The sequence below is a fragment of the Oceanibaculum pacificum genome (genome assembly GCF_001618175.1).
Lineage (GTDB): Bacteria > Pseudomonadota > Alphaproteobacteria > Oceanibaculales > Oceanibaculaceae > Oceanibaculum > Oceanibaculum pacificum.
Genome location: NZ_LPXN01000100.1, coordinates 1 through 19,686, shown reverse-complemented (window position 1 = coordinate 19,686; position 19,686 = coordinate 1). Strand labels below are relative to the sequence as shown.

Annotated in this window: 21 protein-coding genes and 1 tRNA gene; 11 read left to right on the top strand and 11 right to left on the bottom strand. The window is 66.6% G+C overall.

The genetic code is table 11. The features are described 5' to 3' along the window. Positions 1–58: 58 nt before the first annotated feature. The gene (locus AUP43_RS08360) at positions 59–577 is read right to left on the bottom strand and encodes a hypothetical protein (protein WP_157089278.1); all 519 of its coding nucleotides are present in this window, start codon (positions 575–577) and stop codon (positions 59–61) included. A 124-nt stretch (positions 578–701) separates the two neighbouring features. Here AUP43_RS08360 and AUP43_RS08355 point away from each other — a divergent pair, with 124 nt between their 5' ends. Next, positions 702–1,748: a TAXI family TRAP transporter solute-binding subunit gene (locus tag AUP43_RS08355; RefSeq protein WP_232314934.1), complete on the top strand. Its 1,047-nt coding sequence runs from the start codon at positions 702–704 to the stop codon at positions 1,746–1,748. Between the two features lie 5 nt (positions 1,749–1,753). On the opposite strand, the gene AUP43_RS08350 is transcribed toward AUP43_RS08355, so the two are convergent. The 3 genes from AUP43_RS08350 to AUP43_RS08340 all read right to left on the bottom strand — a co-directional run bounded on the left by AUP43_RS08350 (position 1,754) and on the right by AUP43_RS08340 (position 4,341). Next, the gene (locus AUP43_RS08350) at positions 1,754–2,962 is read right to left on the bottom strand and encodes a DUF1207 domain-containing protein (RefSeq protein WP_084462656.1); all 1,209 of its coding nucleotides are present in this window, start codon (positions 2,960–2,962) and stop codon (positions 1,754–1,756) included. 157 nt (positions 2,963–3,119) lie between these two features. Then, a complete protein-coding gene (locus AUP43_RS08345; protein ID WP_322096406.1) occupies positions 3,120–3,419 on the bottom strand; it encodes a glycine zipper domain-containing protein in 300 nt (99 codons plus the stop codon). A gap of 217 nt (positions 3,420–3,636) precedes the next feature. Beyond that, complete coding sequence (locus AUP43_RS08340) at positions 3,637–4,341, bottom strand: trypsin-like serine peptidase (RefSeq protein ID WP_067555069.1); 705 nt, start codon at positions 4,339–4,341, stop codon at positions 3,637–3,639. A gap of 100 nt (positions 4,342–4,441) precedes the next feature. Between AUP43_RS08340 and AUP43_RS08335 the strand changes: the two genes are divergently transcribed. Next, positions 4,442–5,020 carry a hypothetical protein gene (locus AUP43_RS08335; protein ID WP_067555066.1) on the top strand — a complete coding sequence of 193 codons (579 nt, stop codon included), beginning with the start codon at positions 4,442–4,444 and terminating at the stop codon, positions 5,018–5,020. 44 nt (positions 5,021–5,064) lie between these two features. On the opposite strand, the gene AUP43_RS08330 is transcribed toward AUP43_RS08335, so the two are convergent. Continuing rightward, positions 5,065–5,140 (bottom strand) — tRNA-Ala (locus AUP43_RS08330). A 115-nt stretch (positions 5,141–5,255) separates the two neighbouring features. Beyond that, positions 5,256–5,741, bottom strand: coding sequence for a TIGR02300 family protein (locus AUP43_RS08325; RefSeq protein ID WP_067555063.1), 486 nt, complete (start codon positions 5,739–5,741; stop codon positions 5,256–5,258). A 150-nt stretch (positions 5,742–5,891) separates the two neighbouring features. On the opposite strand from AUP43_RS08325, the gene aroA reads away from it, so the two are divergent. From aroA to AUP43_RS08285, 8 genes are all read left to right on the top strand, one after another. Beyond that, positions 5,892–7,283, top strand: a complete 1,392-nt coding sequence (aroA, locus tag AUP43_RS08320) for a 3-phosphoshikimate 1-carboxyvinyltransferase (RefSeq protein ID WP_067555060.1) — start codon at positions 5,892–5,894, stop codon at positions 7,281–7,283. After that, complete coding sequence (gene cmk, locus AUP43_RS08315; protein WP_067555057.1) at positions 7,280–7,933, top strand: (d)CMP kinase; 654 nt, start codon at positions 7,280–7,282, stop codon at positions 7,931–7,933. The genes aroA and cmk overlap by 4 nt, the downstream gene beginning before the upstream one ends. A gap of 156 nt (positions 7,934–8,089) precedes the next feature. Beyond that, entirely contained in the window at positions 8,090–9,844 is a 1,755-nt protein-coding gene (gene rpsA, locus AUP43_RS08310; RefSeq protein WP_067555055.1) for a 30S ribosomal protein S1, read from the top strand. 279 nt (positions 9,845–10,123) lie between these two features. Beyond that, a complete protein-coding gene (ihfB, locus tag AUP43_RS08305) occupies positions 10,124–10,405 on the top strand; it encodes an integration host factor subunit beta (RefSeq protein ID WP_067555052.1) in 282 nt (93 codons plus the stop codon). Between the two features lie 83 nt (positions 10,406–10,488). Next, on the top strand, positions 10,489–10,884 hold the full coding sequence (locus AUP43_RS08300; protein ID WP_067555049.1) for a lipopolysaccharide assembly protein LapA domain-containing protein: 396 nt from the start codon (positions 10,489–10,491) through the stop codon (positions 10,882–10,884). A gap of 5 nt (positions 10,885–10,889) precedes the next feature. Continuing rightward, complete coding sequence (gene lhpI, locus AUP43_RS08295) at positions 10,890–11,840, top strand: bifunctional Delta(1)-pyrroline-2-carboxylate/Delta(1)-piperideine-2-carboxylate reductase (protein WP_067555046.1); 951 nt, start codon at positions 10,890–10,892, stop codon at positions 11,838–11,840. 6 nt (positions 11,841–11,846) lie between these two features. Then, positions 11,847–12,578, top strand: a complete 732-nt coding sequence (pyrF, locus tag AUP43_RS08290) for an orotidine-5'-phosphate decarboxylase (protein ID WP_067555043.1) — start codon at positions 11,847–11,849, stop codon at positions 12,576–12,578. Continuing rightward, positions 12,578–13,231, top strand: coding sequence for a phosphoribosylanthranilate isomerase (locus tag AUP43_RS08285; RefSeq protein ID WP_067555040.1), 654 nt, complete (start codon positions 12,578–12,580; stop codon positions 13,229–13,231). Before pyrF ends, AUP43_RS08285 begins: the two co-directional genes overlap by 1 nt. 81 nt (positions 13,232–13,312) lie before the next feature. Here AUP43_RS08285 and AUP43_RS08280 read toward each other — a convergent pair whose 3' ends face one another. The 3 genes from AUP43_RS08280 to groES all read right to left on the bottom strand — a co-directional run bounded on the left by AUP43_RS08280 (position 13,313) and on the right by groES (position 16,151). Next, on the bottom strand, positions 13,313–13,813 hold the full coding sequence (locus AUP43_RS08280; protein WP_198154854.1) for a MarR family winged helix-turn-helix transcriptional regulator: 501 nt from the start codon (positions 13,811–13,813) through the stop codon (positions 13,313–13,315). 307 nt (positions 13,814–14,120) lie between these two features. Continuing rightward, entirely contained in the window at positions 14,121–15,776 is a 1,656-nt protein-coding gene (groL, locus tag AUP43_RS08275; protein WP_067555034.1) for a chaperonin GroEL, read from the bottom strand. Between the two features lie 60 nt (positions 15,777–15,836). Next, positions 15,837–16,151, bottom strand: coding sequence for a co-chaperone GroES (groES, locus tag AUP43_RS08270; RefSeq protein WP_067555032.1), 315 nt, complete (start codon positions 16,149–16,151; stop codon positions 15,837–15,839). Positions 16,152–16,479: 328 nt separating this feature from the next. On the opposite strand from groES, the gene AUP43_RS08265 reads away from it, so the two are divergent. Then, the gene (locus tag AUP43_RS08265) at positions 16,480–16,740 is read left to right on the top strand and encodes an usg protein (protein WP_067555029.1); all 261 of its coding nucleotides are present in this window, start codon (positions 16,480–16,482) and stop codon (positions 16,738–16,740) included. On the opposite strand, the gene AUP43_RS08260 is transcribed toward AUP43_RS08265, so the two are convergent. Further along, positions 16,737–18,512 (bottom strand): TRAP transporter permease, encoded by a 1,776-nt coding sequence (locus AUP43_RS08260; protein WP_067555026.1) that lies wholly within the window; start codon positions 18,510–18,512, stop codon positions 16,737–16,739. The genes AUP43_RS08265 and AUP43_RS08260 overlap by 4 nt on opposite strands. Positions 18,513–18,584: 72 nt before the next feature. Next, a complete protein-coding gene (locus AUP43_RS08255) occupies positions 18,585–19,559 on the bottom strand; it encodes a TAXI family TRAP transporter solute-binding subunit (protein ID WP_067555023.1) in 975 nt (324 codons plus the stop codon). Between the last annotated feature and the right edge of the window lie 127 nt (positions 19,560–19,686).

Genomic DNA, 19,686 nt, shown 5'->3' with positions numbered 1-19,686 from the left:
CCTGGAATTTGGGAAGGCGGGCGGTCCGGTCTCCGGACCGCCCGTTTCTTTGTTTAGCTCAAGCCGCCGCCTGAAGGTCGCGCAGCGGGGGCGTTCGGCGCGCCACCTCTTCCAGCATCGCGTCCAGCGATTGCATGTCGCGCTGAAGCCGCGGATTGCCCGCAGCCCCGCCCTCCAGAAAATCGCCCAGCATGTCGCGCAGCAGCGCCCGATCCTCGCCGCAGCGCTCATTGCCGCCCAGATACAGCGTGCCCCGGCGCAGCATCCCCGCATAGAAGCCCTGCGCCACGTCCATCGCCGCCAGGCTCACCCGGCGCTCCAGCCCGCCGATATGCTCGACCAGCAGCGCGCATTCACGCGGCTCGATGCCCGCCAGCTCGATCTTGCTGCTGGCGAAGCCGCTGAGCACCAGGAAGGACTTCACCGTGTCGAAGAAACGGCGATAGCGGGTGAAGGAGCAGTGCGCGATCCCGGCCTTCATCTCGGCGCACCGCGCGAGCATGGTCTTCGCTTCCACCTCGACGGCGTGTAGAAGCTGCTGCACCATGACAAGCTGTTCGCGTCGACGTTTCGCCATTCCACCACTCGCATCCGGCTGACCTGCGATTATATATCGAACCAGAGGCGCGAATAAAAGAATCAAATACACATAAAAAACCATAAATAAGGTTAATTCCCGGAAGCCGGGGCGGAGGAACGACATGAACATCGGAGCGCAATTCTTGCGGCGTCTTGCGCGGCTGGTCCTGATGGCGGCCCCGGCCGCCGTGGCGACTGCCATCCTGCTGGGCGGCGCGGCCTTTCCGGCGGCGGCTAGCCAGTCCTACACGCTGAGCACGGCGACGGCGGGCGGCACCTACTATCCCGTCGGCGTGGCGCTGGCGACGCTGATGCGCGTGAAGCTGGAGCCGACAAAGCAGATCGGCATGTCCGCCATCAGCACCGCCGGCTCGGCCGAGAATATCCAGCTGATGCGCGACAAGAAGGCGGAATTCGCCATCCTGCAAGGGTTGTTCGGCATGTACGCCATGCAGGGCAGCGGCCCGCTGAAGGCGGACGGCCCGCAACCCTATATCCGCTCGATCCTGATGCTTTGGGCGAATGTCGAGCATTTCCTGCTGGCGGCCGACGAGGCGAAGACCGGCACCATGGCGGACATGGCCGGGCTGGCAGGCAAGAAATTCGCCATCGGCGCGCGCGACAGCGGCACCGAATATTCCAGCCGCTTCATCCTGCGCAATCTCGGCATCGACCCGGATGCGATGGATCTGGTCTATCAGGGCTACGGCCCCAGCGTGGATGCGTTGCAGAAGGGCGAGGTGGTCGGCGTCAATCCGGCCGCCGGCGCACCGGTCTCGGTGGTGATCCGCGCCTTTGCCCAGATGCGCGACAAGGTGCGCGGTCTGGAATTCACGCCCGAACAGGCGCAGCGGGCGGATGGCGGTGCCGGGCTATATTGGCCGCACACCATCCCCGTGGGCACTTACCCGGGGCAGAGCCGGGAATGGAAGACCATCGCCCAGCCGAATTTCCTGGCGGTGCATGCCGATGTGCCGGAGGCGGACGTCTACGAGATCACCAAGGCGATCTTCGAGAACACCGCCTTTCTGAACAACATCCACGCGGCGACGCGGGAAATCTCGCTCGATACCGCGCTGACCCGGCTGCCCGCGCCGCTGCATCCGGGGGCGGTGCGGTATTATCGCGAGAAGGGGCGGGAAATTCCCGCCAACCTCCTGGCTAAATAACCCGGTCAGTAGAAAATGTGTGCGCCGAGGCCGACATATTCCAGCCGGCGGTCATAGAACTGACCGTTCGGATTGCGGCCGCTGTAATATTCCAGCAGCAGCATGATGCGCCGTCCGCCGAAGACCGGGTTGGTGAATTCCACGCCACCGCGCAGCGACATGTCGGTCGACCAGTCGTTTTCCTCGCGATGCTGCAGGTCGGCGGCGAAGATCGGCTTCGCCAACCCGTCGAACAGGGTCATGTCCGGCGTCACCTCGAAGCCCACCTGGGTGGACCAGGGCGCCAGGTCGGACGGTTCGGTATGGAACATGAAGCCACCGCCGCCATAGAGCCGGAATTCCTCGGTGAATTCGTAGGATAGCAGCAGGTCGACCGCCTCGTAGGACAGGTTCACCCGGTCGCCGGTGGTGATGTTCTCGCGCAGGATGAATTCGTCGCCCAGATGCGAGCTCTGGTGATAGACCCGCGCCATTGCCGAAAAGGCGTCCCGCCGGTAGGTGATGGGAATGCCGACCCAGTAATCGGCATTGATCAGATCCTTCGATTCGGAATTCAGGTCGAACACGGCGAACACGCCGGCCTGGAAGCCCAGCTCCCAGCTGCCGCCGTAAGGGGCCGGGCCGCGCAGCAGGCTGAAGGTCTCGCCAAAGCTGGTCGAGCCGGCATGCTCCACATCCTGATCGTCCATGTAATATTGATAGGAGGCGGAGAAATGCGCCCAGCGCGGGTCCGCCAGCAGCGCGTTGAACAGCGGCTTGCCGGGCGGCAGGATCACCGTCTCCTGCGCCGCGGCGGGCGCCGTCGCAACCGGCACGCCCTCGGCGGCGGGGCGCTGCTGTGGATCGGCCATAATCGGCTGCGCCGCGGCGGCGGTCGGGCCAGTGCCTGGGGTGCCGCCGGCCGGCAGCACCGCGACATTCTTCACGCCCTTCAGCTTCTGGATCGCGCGGGTGATCTCGGCCGAGGATTTGCCGCCGATCGCTTCCTCGCGCAGATAGACCACCCCATCCCGCACGATAACGGCGTCGGCCGGCAGCGCGAAATCGCGCTCCAGCACGGCGGAGATATAGCCGGCCAGGAACACGTCCTGGCGTGCCGGCAGGTCGGTCTGGGCGTTGGCGGGCGCACCCAGCGGCGCCATGCAGGCGGCGGCGAGCAGCCCGGCCAGCAAGGCTGAGCGGCCGCGACGAAATCGATCAGCGACGTAAATCATGATGCATCCCCCAATAGCGCGCCCTACACGCAAGACGGGCCGGCGCTTGGCCGACCCGCATTGTGACCCGAAGACCCCGGCCGTTCCACCCTGTGAGGCAAGGGGAAGGTGAAACGGCGGCAAGGGTCATATTGTTCCGCAAGTGGTAACCGGCGGATCAATCCAGCTTGACCTGCTTGTCGCTGGTCAGCGCACCGGCCGCAGCGCCGCCCGCGCCGCCGATGACCGCGCCGGTCACCCAGCTGCCGGTCAGCAGGCCGATGGCGCCGCCGGCCGCAGCGCCCAGCGCGCCGCCGGACAGGGTGCGCTGTTCCTGCTTGTTCATGTTCGAGCAGCCGGTGGCCGAGACCAGCAGCATGGCCGCCGCCGCGCCGATCATCAGCTTGCGGCCCAAGCCGGCCGTGAAATCCTTCCGCAGATCGATGGCCGTCGCCTTGTTCGTCGTATAGGTCATCATCTAACCCTCCTTCAGGGGCGTGCATTTTTGCCCGCCCGGCCTTCAGGGCGCTTGATGCGCCCTCCGTTGTTCCTTCGTCCATGCGCCAGCATTTAGCGATAACGCCGGCTCACCCCGTCATAAGGCCGGTGAATTGGGGCTGGATTGGGGCTCGTTCGGGGCAGGGTGGAGGAATTGCCGGGAAAGATTGGGGCAGAACATAATACCGCAACACCGCTCAACGCGGGCAAACCGGCGTTTCCAGCATTGCTTTCCAGGCCGGCACGGACACGGCGGCGCTGTATTTGCCGGGTGCGACCCCCACCATGATGCCGGCCAGAAAATCCGTTCCGTCGCGCCGGGCCAGCAGGGGGCCGCCGGATTGGCCGTGATTGGTGTCGCAATCGGTCAGCAGCATGCCGCCTTGCGGGCGCAGCACATGGCAGTCGCGATGGGCGGAGACCGCATAGGGCCGGTCGAGCGCATAGCCGGCATGGGTGACCGCGTCGCCGGCGGCCAGCGGCGTGTGCAGCAATGCGATCGGCTTGATCGGCAAGGCGCGCGCCAGGCGGACCAGCGCGACATCGGCCTTGTCGTCCGGCAGTCGGATGCAGCGTCCCTGGCCATGCGCCTCGTGCCCGTCCGGCCCCAGCCCGGCCAGGAAATGCAGCCGCGCCGCGGCCACCGGCTTGCCGGTCGCCCGGTCGAGCACGCAATGCGCCGCCGTCGCCACGATGTCGGGGGCGATCAGCGTGCCGCTGCATTGCGTGCGCTTGGCGAAGCCGGCGACGTTCAGCCGCCCGATGGCCGCCGGCAGGTCACCCGCCATGCGCCGGTCATCGGCCCCGAACACCAGCGTCGAACGCGGCAATTCCTCGGCCCGCGCGGCGGTCGCGGCCAGCGCGGCGAGGCAGATCAGCAGGGCGGCCAGGGATCGGCGCATCGCTTCACTACACGCTCCCGTCCGCCGCCGGTCAACCCTATCCGGGTGCCTCGCCAACCGCTAAAGTCTGGGCGCGACATCGCAAAGGGAGAGAACATCAATGAGCGCGACCGATCCGAACCGCGTCGTCCTGACGGGCGAGAATCCGTTCATCCGGCTGAGCCTGAAGGATGGCGATCCGAATTCCACCGACGCCAGCTTCTGGCGCATCGTCTTCAGCCCGGCCGGCCCCGGCCATGTCCTGTATCTGAAAAGCGAGCTGACGGAGAATCGCTGGCGCATCTATTCCGACAATATCGCCATGGCCCGCTGGTTGCAGACCACCGTGCAGGGCATGCTGAACGCCGAGACCGCCGACACCACGATCCCGGTGATCGACGCCGATTTCACCCAGGCCGGCGATCCGCGCTATTTCCTGACCGAGCGGGTGGAGACCGACGATGAGGACATCATCCTCACCTGGTACGAGATCGGCGATCCGCTGCTGATCCACACCCAGCCGAACGAGGTGCCGGGCCGGCGCTACGGCCTGTCGACCATCCTGATCCCATCGGGGCGGGCGCAGCTGTCGGTGAATGGCGCTTTCGCCCTGGGCAGCGCCTGGCCGCGCGAGCGCGACGGCAGGCCCTTCAGCACCTGCGCACTGGCTTTCTCGGAAAGCTGGACGGAGCCGCGCTGAGAATAAAGAAAAAGGCCGGAGATTTCTCTCCGGCCTTTTCGAATTGGTGGAGCCAAGCGGGATCGAACCGCTGACCTCTACAATGCCATTGTAGCGCTCTCCCAGCTGAGCTATGGCCCCGAAATGGCGCCGACCGGATGGGGCCGGTCAGCGCAGGCGCATGTGTTTAAGCCCTTCGAACCGACAACGCAAGAGCGTCGAGCAGATTTTTTCGACCTGCCCGACGACAGGCGAATCAGCGGTCGCGATCCTCGTCATCCTCTTCCACGAGGTCGGTGTCTTCCTCGTCGTCGAGATCGTCGTCGAGCAACGGATCCTCGTCGTCGTCATCGACGACCAGATCGACATCCTCGTCCTCGTCCTCATCCTCGGACGCGCCGCGCTTGCCGCCGCCGACCACGACATCGGCGAGGCTGTCGTCGGCATCGTCGTCGTCCGGCAGGACATCGTCCTCGGCGTCATCGACGTCCTCGGCGTCCTCGATATCCTCGAGTTCGTTATCCTCCAACTCGTCCGCCGGCGCCGGCTTCGGCTTGGCCTTCTTCACGGCCGCCGCCTTTGGCTCCGGCGCGGTGGTGCGGACCTTGCGGCTCTTCAGCGCCGCCTCGAAATCGAACACCGTGCCGCATTTCGGGCAGATGATCGGATCGCGCTTCAGGTCGTAGAATTTAGCGCCGCAGCTCAGGCAGCTGCGCTTGACGCCCCACTCGGGTTTGACCACGTAGCCCCTCCGGTATAGTGAGCTTGGAATTTGGTGCGACTTGCCATGATACCCCGGCCAAGTCAAAGCCAAAGTGATGCGGCACTTGGCCCCGCACTGCAAGCGCCAAGGCATATCGTCGCGATGGAGGTTGGGCGACGGGCCGGCAATATGGTAGACGAAACCGCATCCTTATTCGCCCGCCAAGCCCCTTTCAGGAGGTTCCCCTTGCAGCCGCTCACCTCTCGCCGCGCCACCGCGCTCAAGGGCGCCGTGACCGCGCCCGGCGACAAGTCGATCTCGCACCGCGCCTTGATGCTGGGCGGCCTCGCCATCGGGGAGACCGCGATCCACGGCCTGCTGGAAGGCGAGGACGTGCTGAATACCGGTAAGGCGATGCAGGCCTATGGCGCGTCCGTCCGGCGCGACGATGACGGCGTGTGGCATGTGAACGGCGTGGGCGTCGGCGGACTGGCCGAGCCGGCGGAGGTGCTGGATATGGGCAATTCCGGCACCGGCGCCCGGCTGCTGATGGGACTGGCGGCCGGCCATCCGATTACCAGCTTCTTCACCGGCGACGCTTCCCTGCGCCGCCGCCCGATGGCCCGCGTGACCCGGCCGCTGGCCGAGATGGGCGCGCGCTTCGTCACCCGCGAGGGCGGCCGCCTGCCGCTGGCGGTGACCGGCTCCTCCACGCCGATGCCGATCGACTATGTGCTGCCGGTCGCCTCCGCCCAGGTGAAGTCGGCGATCCTGCTGGCGGCGTTGACCGCGCCGGGGGAGACCACCGTGGTCGAGCCGCAGCCGACGCGCGACCATTCGGAGCGCATGCTGCGCCATTTCGGCGCCACCGTGCGCGTCGAGGACCGCGCGGATGGCAGCCGCGCCGTCACCCTGGTCGGCCAGCCGGAGCTGATCGCCGCCACCGTGCGGGTGCCGGGCGATCCTTCCTCCGCCGCCTTTCCGGCCGTGGCCGCGCTGCTGGTGCCGGGCTCGGAAGTGACGATCCGCAATGTCGGCGCCAACCCGCTGCGCTTCGGCCTGTTCGAGACGCTGCTGGAGATGGGGGCCGATATCGCGCTGGAAAACCGCCGCGAGGAAGCCGGCGAGCCGGTGGTCGACCTCGTCGTGCGCGGCGGCAAGCCGCTGCGCGGCGTCACCGTGCCGGCCGCGCGCGCGCCCAGCATGATCGACGAATATCCCATCCTCGCCATGGCCGCCGCCTGCGCCGAGGGCGACACGGTGATGGAGGGGCTGGCCGAACTGCGGGTGAAGGAAAGCGACCGGCTGGGCGCTGTGGCGCGCGGCCTGGCGGCCTGCGGCGCCATCGTCGAGGAAGGGCCGGAGACGCTGATCGTCCACGGCCAGGCCAAGCCGCCGGTGGGCGGCGCGACCATCGCCAGCGGCCTCGACCACCGCATCGCGATGGCCTTCGCCGTGCTGGGCATGGTGAGCGAGCAGCCGATCCATATCGACGATGCCGAGCCCATCGCCACCAGCTTCCCCGGTTTCGTGGCGATGATGAACGGGCTGGGCGCGCAGATCGCGCTGGCGGCGGCATGATCGTCGCCGTCGACGGCCCCGCTGCTTCCGGCAAGGGCACGCTGGCCCGGCGGATCGCGTCAGCGCTGGACTTCGCCTATCTGGATACCGGCCTGCTGTATCGCGGCGTCGGCGTGGCGGTGCTGGATCGCGGCGACAGCCTGGACGATGCCGAGGCCGCGATCCGCGCCGCCCAGGCCTTCGACCCGGCGCTAATGAACGACCCCAGGCTGCGCAGCGAGGAAGCCTCCAGCGCCGCCTCCAAGGTCGCCGCCATACCGGGTGTGCGGGCCGCCATGCTGGAGTTCCAGCGCCGCTTCGGCCACACCCCGCCGGGCGGCAAGAAAGGCGCGGTGCTGGACGGCCGCGACATCGGCACGGTGATCTTCCCGGAGGCCGATGTGAAGCTGTTCATCACCGCCAGCGTGGAGGTGCGCGCCGAACGGCGGCATAAGGAGTTGCTTGGGCGCGGGACTCCTTCTATATATGCGCGCGTTCTGCGGGAGATGCAGGAACGGGATCAGCGTGACCGGTCACGGTCGGTCGCGCCGATGACGATAGCCTCAGACGCTGTCGTCATCGACACCTCGGCGATCGACGTCGAGGCCGCCTTTCAGAAGGCGATGGCCCCGGTCCTGGAAAAAATCTCCCGGCAGCACCGCGTCCGCTGAGCGACGGCCTGGCCGCCGCCGCAAGAATCGGACACCCGCCCTGGGCCTGCTGAAGCGAGGCAGGGCGGCCGCTCGCCGGCTTTATCAACGGCCCCGGAAATCCCAAACCCATCCGGGGGCGTCGTCGGCGGAGCGCAGAGAGGAGATACTGTTTACATGGCCATACAGACCGCAGCGGGCGTTTCGCCCGAGAAGGAAAGCTTTGCCGCATTGCTGGACGAGTCTCTCGGTTCCAGCGACGGCCTCGAAGGCACCGTTGTCAAAGGCACGGTGATTTCGGTCGATGGCGATTTCGCGCTCATCGATGTCGGGTTGAAGTCCGAGGGCCGCGTCGCCCTTAAGGAATTCGCCGCCCCCGGCCAGAAGTCCGAGATCAAGGCCGGCGATACCGTCGAAGTCTATCTCGAACGGATGGAAGACAAGAACGGCGAGGCGATGCTGAGCCGCGAGAAGGCCCGCCGCGAGGAAGCCTGGATCCAGCTGGAGAAGTCCTTCGAGGCGACCCAGAAGGTTACCGGCATCATCTTCGGGCGCGTCAAGGGCGGCTTCACGGTCGATCTGAACGGCGCCGTGGCGTTCCTGCCCGGCTCCCAGGTCGATATCCGCCCGGTGCGCGACATCGGCCCGCTGATGGGCACCCCGCAGCCCTTCCAGATCCTGAAGATGGATCGTCGTCGCGGCAACATCGTGGTGTCGCGCCGCGCCGTGTTGGAAGAGAGCCGCGCGGAAGCCCGTTCGGAGCTGGTCGCCTCGCTGAAGGAAGGCCAGGTGCTGAACGGCGTGGTGAAGAACATCACCGATTACGGCGCCTTCGTGGATCTGGGCGGCGTCGACGGCCTGCTGCACGTCACCGACATTGCGTGGCGTCGCATCAACCACCCGTCCGAGGCCCTGCAGATCGGCCAGACCGTCAAGGTCCAGGTCATCCGCTTCAACCCGGAAACCCAGCGCATCAGCCTCGGCATGAAGCAGCTTGAGGCCGATCCGTGGGAAGGCGTGGACGCCAAGTATCCGGTCGGCACCAAGTTCACCGGCCGCGTCACCAACATCACCGACTACGGCGCCTTTGTGGAGCTGGAGCCGGGGATCGAGGGCCTGGTGCACGTCTCCGAGATGAGCTGGACCAAGAAGAACGTCCATCCGGGCAAGATCGTCTCCACCTCGCAGGAAGTGGAAGTGATGGTCCTGGACGTCGATCCGGTGAAGCGCCGCATCTCGCTGGGTCTGAAGCAGACCCTGGCCAATCCGTGGGACGAGTTCGCCGCCAAGTTCCCGCCGGAGACGGTCGTGGAAGGGGAGGTCAAGAACATCACCGAATTCGGCGTGTTCATCGGCCTGCCCGGCGACATCGACGGCATGGTGCACTTCTCCGACCTCGACTGGCAGCGCCCCGGCGAAGAAGCCGTCAAGGACTACAAGAAGGGCGACATCGTCAAGGCGAAGGTCCTGGAAGTCGACGTGGACAAGGAGCGTATCTCGCTGGGCATCAAGCAGCTCACCGAGGACACCTTTGCCAAGGCGACGGCCCCGGCCAGCAGCGGTAGCGGCAGCGCCAGCAGCGGCGGGGGTGTCCGCAAGGGCTCCGTCGTCACCGGCACCGTGACCAAGATCGAGGATAACGGCGTCGAGGTCGAGGTGAATGGGGCCATCGGCTTCATCCGCCGCGCCGACCTGTCGCGCGACCGTTCCGAGCAGCGCCCCGACCGTTTCGCCGTCGGCGAGAAGGTCGACGCCAAGATCACCAACGTCGACGCCAAGAGCCGGCGCATGACGCTGTCGATCAAGGCGCGCGAGATCGACGAGGACAAGCAGGTGATGGCGGAATTCGGCTCGTCCGATTCCGGCGCCAGCCTGGGCGACATCCTCGGCCCGGCTCTCGCCCGTGGCGGCGATGCGGACGACAAGAAGTAAGCTCGCCCCGGCGATCTTATAAGCTACGGGAATGCCCGGACCCTTGCGGTCCGGGCATTTTCTTTTGGCCCTCAACTTGTCCGGCCTGTGGACATCCTGGAAAATCCCTTTGATCCGAATGGTTTACTTGACCCCTCGGGAATATTCTGGCAATTTTCACTAAGATGTCGGGTATTTTCCGGCGGAAACCGGCCGAAATAACAGGCTGGGTGGGGGTAGGGCCGGAAACGCCGATCGGGCGTACCGGCGCAGGGGCACGACGAGAATGGGGGCGCCGCGATGACGAAATCGGAGCTGATCGCGCGATTGGCCGAGCTTAATCCGCACCTTTATCAGCGCGATGTGGAGCGTATCGTCTCCACCATCTTCGACGAGATCACCAATGCGCTGGCCCGGGGCGACCGGGTTGAGCTGCGCGGTTTCGGCGCGTTTTCGGTGAAGAAGCGCGACGCCCGTGTGGGCCGCAACCCGCGCACCGGCGATGCGGTGAAGGTCGATTCCAAGCACATCCCCTTCTTCAAGACCGGCAAGCAGCTCCGCGAACGCCTGAACGCGGATTGAGCATGGGGCGGGGCCGTAATTGGTCCGCCCTCACCCACCTCTCCAGACTTGACGGGCCGCACCGGTCGGTGTGGAGTGCGGCCATGGCAAAACGATCCCGTGTCGCGAAGATTCTGACCGCCCTCGTCACCGTGCCGGTGGCCCTGCTGGTCATCCTGTTCGCCGTCTCCAACCGCGAGACGGTCGACCTTACCCTCTGGCCGCTGCCCTACAGCATCAGCCTGCCGCTTTTCCTGGTGGTGCTGGGCTTCCTGTTCCTGGGCTTCCTGCTGGGCGCGATGTTCCTGTGGCTGGAGGTGCTGCGCGCCCATAGCCAGACCCGCGCCGCGACCAAACGCGCCGACAGCGCCGAACGCGCGCTGGAGGATCTGCGCCGCGACCGGCGGCTGGCCGTCGATCCGGCCGGCGTGCCCGGCGCTCTTCCCGCGACCGCGCCGACGCCTTCCGCGGTTCCGCTCCAGCCCACGCCGACGCCCTAGCCGCCATGCAGATCATCGATGCCGCCAAGGTCGGGGCCGTCCTCGACTACCCCGCCCTTGTGGACGCCCTGCGCGCCCTGTTCCGCGAAGGCTGCACCGTGCCGCTACGCCATCATCATGGCGTCGAGGTGCCGGGCAAGGCGGAGGCCACGCTGTTGCTGATGCCAGCCTGGACGCCCGGCGGCTATATCGGCATCAAGATGGTCACCGTCTTTCCGTCGAACGGGCAGCAGGGGCTGCCGGCGATCATGGGGCAGTATCTGCTGCTGTCGGGCGATACCGGGCAGGTGCTGGCGATGATCGACGGCCAGACGCTGACCGCGCGCCGCACCGCGGCCGCCTCGGCGCTCGCCGCCAGCTATCTCGCGCGGCCGGATGCCGAACGCCTGCTGATGGTCGGCACCGGCGCGCTGGCCCCGCAGCTGATCCGCGCGCATTGCGCCGTGCGGCCATCGATCCGCGACATCGCGATCTGGGGCCGCAACGCGGCCAAGGCCGAGGCGCTGGCGGAGCGGATGGCGGCCGAAACTGGCCTCGCCGTGACCGCCGCGCGCGACATCGAAACGGCGGCGCGCCAGGCCGACATCATCTCCTGCGGCACCTTGTCGAAGCAGCCGCTGGTGCTGGGCGCGTGGCTGAAGCCGGGCGCGCATCTCGATCTGGTCGGCGCCTTCACGCCGGAAATGCGCGAGAGCGACGACGAGGCCGCGCGCCGCGCCCGCGTCTTCGTCGATACCCGCGAGGGCGCCCTGAAGGAGGCCGGCGACATCGTGCTGGCGGTGAAGGCCGGCGCGCTGACGTCCGACGCCATCCAGGGCGATCTGTACGATCTCAGCCGAGGCATCTCGAAAGGGCGCGAGAGCGCCGAGGAGATCACCCTGTTCAAATCCGTCGGCACCGCGCTGGAGGATTTGGCCGCTGCGCAATTGGCGTTCGAACGCGCACAGGCTATATAGCCGGTCATGACCGATACGAACGCCGCTCTCTCCCGCGTCTTCTGCGCGATCGACACGACCGACCTCGCCCATGCCGCCGACCTGGCCGGCCGGCTGGGGCCGAGCCTGGGCGGCATCAAGCTGGGCCTGGAATTCGTGAATGCGCATGGTCCCGCCGGCGTGCGCCGGGTCGCCGAGGCCGGGCACCCGATCTTCCTGGACCTGAAATATCACGACATCCCGAACACGGTGGCCGGCGCGGTACGCGCCGCGACCAGCAGCTGCCGGCCCTTCATGCTGAATGTGCATGCCAGCGGCGGCAAGGCGATGATGATCGCCGCGCGCGACGCCGCCGCCTCGGCCGCGCATAAGGACGCGGTGCGCAAGCCGCTGGTGATCGCCGTGACCGTGCTGACCAGCCTGGACGATACCGACCTGGACGCTGTCGGCCAGCAGGGCCCGGCGGCAGACCAGGTGGTGCGGCTGGCCCGGCTGACGCAGGATTGCGGGCTGGACGGCATTGTCTGCTCGGCCCGCGAGATCGCCGCCGTGCGCGCCGCCTGCGGCCCGGACTTCAAGCTGATCGTGCCCGGCATCCGCCCGGCCTGGAGCGAGACCGGCGACCAGAAGCGCATCATGACCCCGGCCGACGCGATCCGCGCCGGCGCGGATTATCTCGTCATCGGCCGGCCGATCACCGGCGCGCCCGACCCGGCAGGCGCGGTTGCCCGCATCGCCGCCGAGATTGCGGGGGCCTGATGGCCGGGGCGACAGAGGTAAAGATCTGCGGCCTGTCGACCCCTGAGGCGGTGGCCGCCGCCATCGAGGGCGGCGCCGATTATATCGGCTTCGTGTTCTATCCCCGCTCGCCGCGCCATGTGACGCCGCAGCAGGCCGCGCTCCTGGCGAAGGCCGTGCCGGCATCGGTGAAGATCGTGGCGCTGACCGTCGACGCCACGGACGATCTGCTGGGCGAGATCGTCGAGGAGGTGCACCCGGCGCTGCTGCAATTGCACGGCGTCGAGACGCCGGCGCGGGTGACGGAAATCCGCCAGCGCTACGGCGTGCCGGTAATGAAGGTGCTGCCCGTCGCCGGGCCGGCGGATATCGCCGCCGCGCATGCCTATGAGGATGGGGCGGACCGGCTGATGTTCGACGCCAAGCCGCCAAAGGAGAAGAAGGACGCGCTGCCTGGCGGCAACGCGCTCAGCTTCGACTGGCAGTTGCTGGCCGGTACGGAGTGGAAAAAGCCGTGGCTGCTGGCCGGCGGCCTGAGGCCAGAGAACGTCGCCGAGGCGATCCGCATCAGCGGCGCGCCCGGCGTCGATGTTTCCTCCGGTGTCGAGGAAGCGCCGGGCCGGAAATCCACGGCGCTGATAAAGGCCTTCCTGAAAGCCGCGAAAGCCGGCTGAGCCCGGCCTCCCCGTCGCCGCTGGAGCCCTCGTCAGAGGACGTCGCGAAGGGGAGGGGGCAGCCCCATCATGGACCGCCCTTCAGGCATCGAACGGCTGGTCGGCTTGCCGGCCCCACAGCTCGCGCAAATCGACCACCAGCCCGTCATCGTTGCGGCCATGCGGATCGGCCGGGTCGCCGCCGAAGAACTCCTCGTCAACGGTCTGGGTCAGCGGCATCGCCTGCAAGGCCAGCGATCGGCCGGCGGGGGTGAGGTTCGGCAGCCGGGCACGCGCATCGACGCCCCGGCTGCGTTCCAGCAGCCCCTTTGATTCCAGGGTGCGCAGCACCTGCGATGTCATGGTGGCGTCGGCCCGGCAGAACCGCGCGAGATCGCCCTGGGTGATCGGCGAGGCAGTCTTGCGATACTGCTCCTCCAGCTTGATCAGCGCGGACAGCAGCATGGCCTGCACATAGGTCAGGCCGAGCGGCGCCAGCACCTGGCGCATGCGGCGCTGCCACGCATTGGCCAACTGCCAGAGCAAGAAGCCTGGCGATTCTTCCGGCGCGCCTGTTGGCGACGCGCCTTTCCTCATCTTCATTATGGCGCCCTCCCTACGATTCCATTCGGCGCCTGTCCGGTCGGGTTGTCCCGATCCGCCGGCGCCATTTTTTAATTGGCGCTGCATACCTGGTGTTGAGTCCGTCTGCGGACGTCTGTTCTGGTCGGTCAGCCCCTATTGCTACGAATTATGTCCGCGCTTACTAAACCACGAAACGCCGGTCGCTGAACAGTATGCGCTTTCGCCGGGCATAAAGAGTCAATGGCGGGCTCGAAGCCGGGCAAAGAAAAGACCCCGGCAGCGACGCTGCCGGGGCCCTTGTCTCGTCTTGGCGGAAAGCGGGGACTTAGAAGTCCATGCCGCCCATGCCGCCCATACCGCCCATGCCACCCATGTCGGGGGCGCCGCCGGCGGACTTCTTCTCCGGCTTGTCGGCGACCATCGCCTCGGTGGTGATCAGCAGCGAGGCGACCGAAGCCGCATCCTGCAGGGCGGTGCGCACGACCTTGGTCGGGTCGATGATGCCGGCCTTCACCAGGTCCTTGTACTCGCCGCTCTGGGCATCGAAGCCCCAGTTGGCGTCCTTGGACTCCAGCAGCTTGCCGACGACGACGCCGCCATCCATGCCCGCATTCTGGGCGATCTGCTTGGCCGGGGCCTGGATCGCGCGGCGGATGATCTCAACGCCGACGCGCTGATCGTCATTCTCCGGCTTCACCTTGTCCAGCGCCTTCAGGGCGTGCAGCAGGGCAACACCGCCGCCCGGAACGACGCCTTCCTCGACCGCGGCGCGGGTGGCATGCATCGCGTCGTCGACGCGATCCTTGCGCTCCTTCACCTCGATCTCGGTGGAGCCGCCGACGCGGATGACGGCAACGCCGCCAGCCAGCTTCGCCAGACGCTCCTGCAGCTTCTCGCGGTCGTAATCCGAAGAGGTCTCTTCGACCTGCGCGCGGATCTGCGCGACGCGGCCCTCGATGTCCTTCTTCTTGCCCGAACCATCGACGATGGTGGTCTCTTCCTTGGTGATCAGCACGCGCTTGGCCTTGCCGAGCATATCGACGGTCACGGTCTCAAGCTTGATGCCGATGTCTTCGGAGATGACCTGGCCGCCGGTCAGGATGGCGATATCCTCCAGCATGGCCTTGCGGCGATCGCCGAAGCCCGGCGCCTTCACGGCCGCGACCTTCAGGCCGCCGCGCAGCTTGTTCACCACCAGGGTGGCCAGGGCCTCGCCCTCGACGTCCTCGGCGATGATCAGCAGCGGCTTGCCGGACTGCACGACGGCTTCCAGCACCGGCAGCATCGGCTGCAGGCTGGACAGCTTCTTCTCGTGCAGCAGGATGTAAGGGCTTTCCAGCTCCGCATTCATCTTCTCGGCATTGGTGACGAAGTAGGGCGAGATGTAGCCGCGGTCGAACTGCATGCCCTCGACGACTTCCAGCTCGGTCTCCAGGCTCTTCGCCTCTTCGACGGTGATGACACCCTCGTTGCCGACCCGCTCCATCGCCTTGGCGATCATCTCGCCGATCTCGCGCTCGCCATTGGCCGAGATGGTGCCGACCTGGGCGACCTCGGCGGAGGTGGCGATCTTCTTGGAGCGCTTCTTCAGATCCTCGACGACGGTGGAGACGGCGAGGTCGATGCCGCGCTTCAGGTCCATCGGGTTCATGCCGGCGGCAACCGACTTGTTGCCCTCGCGCACGATGGCCTGGGCCAGCACGGTAGCGGTGGTGGTGCCGTCACCGGCGACGTCGTTGGTCTTCGAGGCCACTTCGCGCACCATCTGGGCGCCCATGTTCTCGAACTTGTCCGACAGCTCGATCTCCTTGGCGACGGTGACGCCGTCCTTGGTGATGCGCGGCGCGCCGAACGACTTCTCGATCACCACGTTGCGGCCCTTCGGACCCAGCGTGACCTTCACGGCATCGGCGAGGATATCGACGCCGCGCAGCATCTTTGCGCGCGCATCGCCACCGAATTTGACTTCCTTGGCAGCCATTTTACGTATTCCTTGAATAAGTTGAGTTAAGCGACATTGGGTTTTCGGGAAGAGGCGCCTTTAGGCCGCCTTCTTGCCCTTCGCGGCGCCTTCGATGACGCCCATGATGTCGCTTTCCTTCATGATCAACAGGTCTTCCCCGTCAACCTTCACTTCCGTGCCGGACCACTTGCCGAACAGCACGCGGTCGCCCGGCTTCACGTCGAGCGGGCTGACGACGCCCTGTTCGTTCTTGGCACCGGCGCCGACGGCGATCACTTCGCCTTCCATCGGCTTTTCCTTGGCCGTATCCGGAATGATGATGCCGCCAGCGGTCTTTTCCTCGGACTCCAGCCGACGGACCAGCACGCGATCGTGCAGAGGCCGAAACTTCATTGTGAACCATCCTCCTGTTTGGGTGCGCGTATGCGCAGCGACCATAACTATCCTCGCGCGGAGGCCATTGAGGACAGGCTGTACCTGTTAGCACTCACCCCCCGCGAGTGCCAGACACATAAGAGGGCGGGTTTTCGGAGTCAAGAAGCCGCTGGCGCAAATTTCGCACAATTGATCGGTAAATCGCCGATCCGTGGCAGCACTCTCTGGCGCTTGCTGCTAACTTATTGAAATTACTATTTTATTGCGAAGCGGTAAAAGCGGACGCACAGTTAAAGGAAAAATCGCCAAGGCGCAATCGCAGATCGATGAAAGGAGCTGGACGCGCATGAGCATGCTTTCCCCGCAGCTTCAGGGCTATCGCCTGACGACCGCCGAGATCATCTATCGGCTGCCGGATCACCCGGACCTGCTGCAAAGCTATATCTGGCAGGAATTCGACATTGCCCCGGACTTCCCCATCCTGCGCAAGTTCCTGGATTTCTGGCAGCGCAGCCTGGACGGCAAGCTGCATTCCGTCACCGTGGGCGCGACCAGCCTGATCACGCCGGGCGAATTGCGCAGTGGACACAGTTTCAGCCTGCATTAAACCCCGAAGAACAGCAGCAGCCCGATCCCGGCCGCCAGCGCGCCGATGCTGAGCAGCGGCTGGCGGCCGAGATCGATGGCGGCGAAGCTGAGCAGCCAGACGCCCAGGCCGACCTTGACCGCCGCCAGCAGGGCCAGAGCCGGCGCTTCGATCAGCATCAGCAGCGACGGGTTGGCGATGAAGCCCAGCGGCACCAGGAACAGCCCGACGCCCAGCCGCATCGAATTGGCGGCGACCGGGCCCCAGGGCGTTTCCGCGATGCCGGCGGCGATGAAGACATTGCCGCAGACCGGCGGCGTGATCGTGCACAGCAGCGCATACCAGAACACGAACATGTGGGCGTACAGTTCCGGCAGGCCCAGCTCGACCAGTGCCGGCCCGGCGACGGCGATGCAGATGACGTAGGCCGCCGTGGTCGGCAGCTCCATGCCCAGCACCAGGCTGGCCAGCGCCGTCAGCAGCAGCGCCGGCCACAGCGAGCCGCCGGACAGCGACAGGATGACGGAGGTGATCTTCACCCCCAGCCCGGTCATGTGGAACACGCCGACGATCAGGCTGGCGCAGATCAGGATCGCCGCGATGCCGGCGATCTGCCGGGCCGAGGAGACCAGCCCATCCTGCATCCGCGCGAACCAGCGCGTGACCGAGGGCCGGCCGGCGGAATCGATCAGCAGCAGGATCACCGTCAGCAGCGTCGCCATAGCCGCCGCGTAGGGGGCCGTGAAGCGGGTGAACAGCAGCATGACGACCAGCAGCGTGAAGGGCGCCAGGAAGAAGGGGGCGGTGCGCGCCACCACGCCCCAACCCGGCAGGTCCGCGCTCCGCATCGCCGCCAGATCATGCCGCACGGCGTAATGATGCACGCCCGCCCAGGCCGCCAGGAAGAACAGGAAGGCCGGCAGGGTGGAGAGTATCATCAGCTCCGTGTAGGGCCGGCGCAGCAGCTCGGCCATCACGAACACGCCGGCGCCCATCAGCGGCGGCATGATCTGCCCGCCGGTCGAGGCCACCGCCTCCACCGCCGCGGCAAAGCTGGGCGGATAGCCCAGCCGCTTCATCGCCGGGATGGTGACCGTGCCGGTCGAGGCGGTATTGGCCGAGGCGGAGCCGGAAATCGTGCCGTACAGCGCTGAGGCGATGATCGACACCTTGGCCGCGCCCGCGCGCATCCGTCCGGCGAACTGGGTGGCGAAGGACATGAAGCCGGTGCCGGCCTCGCCCGCCGAGATGAAGCAGCCCAGGATGATGAAGGGGGCGATCACCTCGACCGAAATACCGGTAAGGCTGCTCCACAGCCCGCCCTCGGCGATCACCAGCGTGCCCAGGAAATAATCCAGCGGGATGCCGGCATGGCCGAAGCTGCCGGGGATATGCTGGCCCAGCAGCCCATAGGCGATGACCAGCACGGCGATGCCGGGCAGCACCGCCTTGATCGAGCGGCGCGCCATCTCCAGCGCCAGCAGGATGAGGATGGCGGCGACGGCATGCTGCAGCCAGCCCTGGATCGCGCCATACTGGTCCATCAGCGCTTCGCGATTCAGCACGATATAGGCCGCGCAGGCCCCGCCGATCAGGCCGGTGGCGTAGCCGGCATAGCGCGACAAACGCGACCCGCCGGCGCCGATGAAGAAAATCCAGGGCAGCGCCAGCAGCAGATGCAGCGGCCGGGTCACCAGGTTCGGCAGCAGGCCGCTGAAGATCAGATAGAGATGGAAGAAGACGGACAGGGCGGCGAAGCCCAGGACGATCCCGTCTCTCAGGGAGAGGCGCATGGCGGTGTTCGCTGGTAAGGGGCCGAAAAAGCAACGCCCCGGCCGTCAGGCCGGGGCAGCAGGCTTTTGCGCTTACATCAGTCCGGCGTCAACCGCGATGCCGGCTTCCTTGTAGTATTTCAGCGCGCCGGGATGCAGCTTGGTGGCGAGCTGGTTCACCATCTCCGGGCTGACGCCGGCCCACCAGGGATTCTCCTTGGCCATCTGGGCGCGCTGTTCCCAGAAGCTCTTGGTGATGAAATAGGCAGTCTCGTCATCCATCGCCGTGGTGCTGAAGGCGCCGACCGGCACACCGACCGTCTCCACCGGCTTGTCCTGATCCTTGTAGGTGCCGGCCGCGATGGTCAGCGGGCCGGACAGCGCGTCGGCCGCCAGGATCGTGTCGCGCTGCTCCTTGGTGAAGGACAGGATGGTCAGCGGCGTGGTGGTCGCCAGTTCGACCAGCTGCGGCGTGGGGTGGGAGGAGCAGGTGGCGAAGCCGGCCACCTTGTCGTTGCGCATGGCGTTGGAGGCGGCGTCCAGCTCCACGTCGATCACCTCGACCTTGCCGGTCAGGCCCAGCAGCTCGAAGATGCGCGCGGTGCGGCGCTCGCAGAAGGTGCCCTTGCCGCCGGCGATGAATTTCTTGCCGGCAAGCTGCATCACGTCGGTCACGCCGCTATCCTTCTGCACCGCCAGGTGCACGGTTACGAAAGGCATGACGAACAGGGTGCGGATCTTGTCGTAGCCGGTCTCGCCCTCGAACGGCTTCTTGGCCGCGCGGGCGTCCTCCAGCAGGTTCGGCGGGGTGGTGAACAGGAAGTTGCCGGGGCGGCGCGCCGCCTCCTTCACATTCTGCACCGAACCCTGGCTCTCCTCGACCGTGGGCAGAATCTTGCCGGCGCTCTGTTTCTTCATCAGCTCGCCCAGTTGCACCATCATGACGTAGTAGGACGAGCCGGCCTTGGCCGATTTCAGCGTCACCCGGGTCTGCGCCTCGGCCGCGCTGGCGGCCGCCACAGACAGGCCCAGCGCCAAGATCGCCGGCGCCACAAACTTCCTTAACATCGCGTTCCTCCGCATCCGCTTGACCGGCGCCACCCGCGCCGCTGCAGCGCATTTATGCACACTGCGCCGCCGCCCGTCATCCGGCGCATTGGGGCAGGGCGGCCTTATGCTTCGAGACGGCGCTGCG

Coding starts and splice junctions, on each gene's coding strand:
- aroA (WP_067555060.1), top strand. CDS start 5,892: ATGGTAGACGAAACCGCATCCTTATTCGCCCGCCAAGCCCCTTTCAGG.
- groES (WP_067555032.1), bottom strand. CDS start 16,151: ATGAAGTTTCGGCCTCTGCACGATCGCGTGCTGGTCCGTCGGCTGGAG.
- AUP43_RS08280 (WP_198154854.1), bottom strand. CDS start 13,813: ATGAAGATGAGGAAAGGCGCGTCGCCAACAGGCGCGCCGGAAGAATCG.
- AUP43_RS08265 (WP_067555029.1), top strand. CDS start 16,480: ATGAGCATGCTTTCCCCGCAGCTTCAGGGCTATCGCCTGACGACCGCC.
- lhpI (WP_067555046.1), top strand. CDS start 10,890: ATGCAGATCATCGATGCCGCCAAGGTCGGGGCCGTCCTCGACTACCCC.
- AUP43_RS08345 (WP_322096406.1), bottom strand. CDS start 3,419: ATGATGACCTATACGACGAACAAGGCGACGGCCATCGATCTGCGGAAG.
- AUP43_RS08360 (WP_157089278.1), bottom strand. CDS start 577: ATGGCGAAACGTCGACGCGAACAGCTTGTCATGGTGCAGCAGCTTCTA.
- AUP43_RS08255 (WP_067555023.1), bottom strand. CDS start 19,559: ATGTTAAGGAAGTTTGTGGCGCCGGCGATCTTGGCGCTGGGCCTGTCT.
- AUP43_RS08285 (WP_067555040.1), top strand. CDS start 12,578: ATGGCCGGGGCGACAGAGGTAAAGATCTGCGGCCTGTCGACCCCTGAG.
- AUP43_RS08355 (WP_232314934.1), top strand. CDS start 702: ATGAACATCGGAGCGCAATTCTTGCGGCGTCTTGCGCGGCTGGTCCTG.
- AUP43_RS08260 (WP_067555026.1), bottom strand. CDS start 18,512: ATGCGCCTCTCCCTGAGAGACGGGATCGTCCTGGGCTTCGCCGCCCTG.
- ihfB (WP_067555052.1), top strand. CDS start 10,124: ATGACGAAATCGGAGCTGATCGCGCGATTGGCCGAGCTTAATCCGCAC.
- cmk (WP_067555057.1), top strand. CDS start 7,280: ATGATCGTCGCCGTCGACGGCCCCGCTGCTTCCGGCAAGGGCACGCTG.
- AUP43_RS08300 (WP_067555049.1), top strand. CDS start 10,489: ATGGCAAAACGATCCCGTGTCGCGAAGATTCTGACCGCCCTCGTCACC.
- AUP43_RS08340 (WP_067555069.1), bottom strand. CDS start 4,341: ATGCGCCGATCCCTGGCCGCCCTGCTGATCTGCCTCGCCGCGCTGGCC.
- AUP43_RS08350 (WP_084462656.1), bottom strand. CDS start 2,962: ATGATTTACGTCGCTGATCGATTTCGTCGCGGCCGCTCAGCCTTGCTG.
- pyrF (WP_067555043.1), top strand. CDS start 11,847: ATGACCGATACGAACGCCGCTCTCTCCCGCGTCTTCTGCGCGATCGAC.
- groL (WP_067555034.1), bottom strand. CDS start 15,776: ATGGCTGCCAAGGAAGTCAAATTCGGTGGCGATGCGCGCGCAAAGATG.
- rpsA (WP_067555055.1), top strand. CDS start 8,090: ATGGCCATACAGACCGCAGCGGGCGTTTCGCCCGAGAAGGAAAGCTTT.
- AUP43_RS08335 (WP_067555066.1), top strand. CDS start 4,442: ATGAGCGCGACCGATCCGAACCGCGTCGTCCTGACGGGCGAGAATCCG.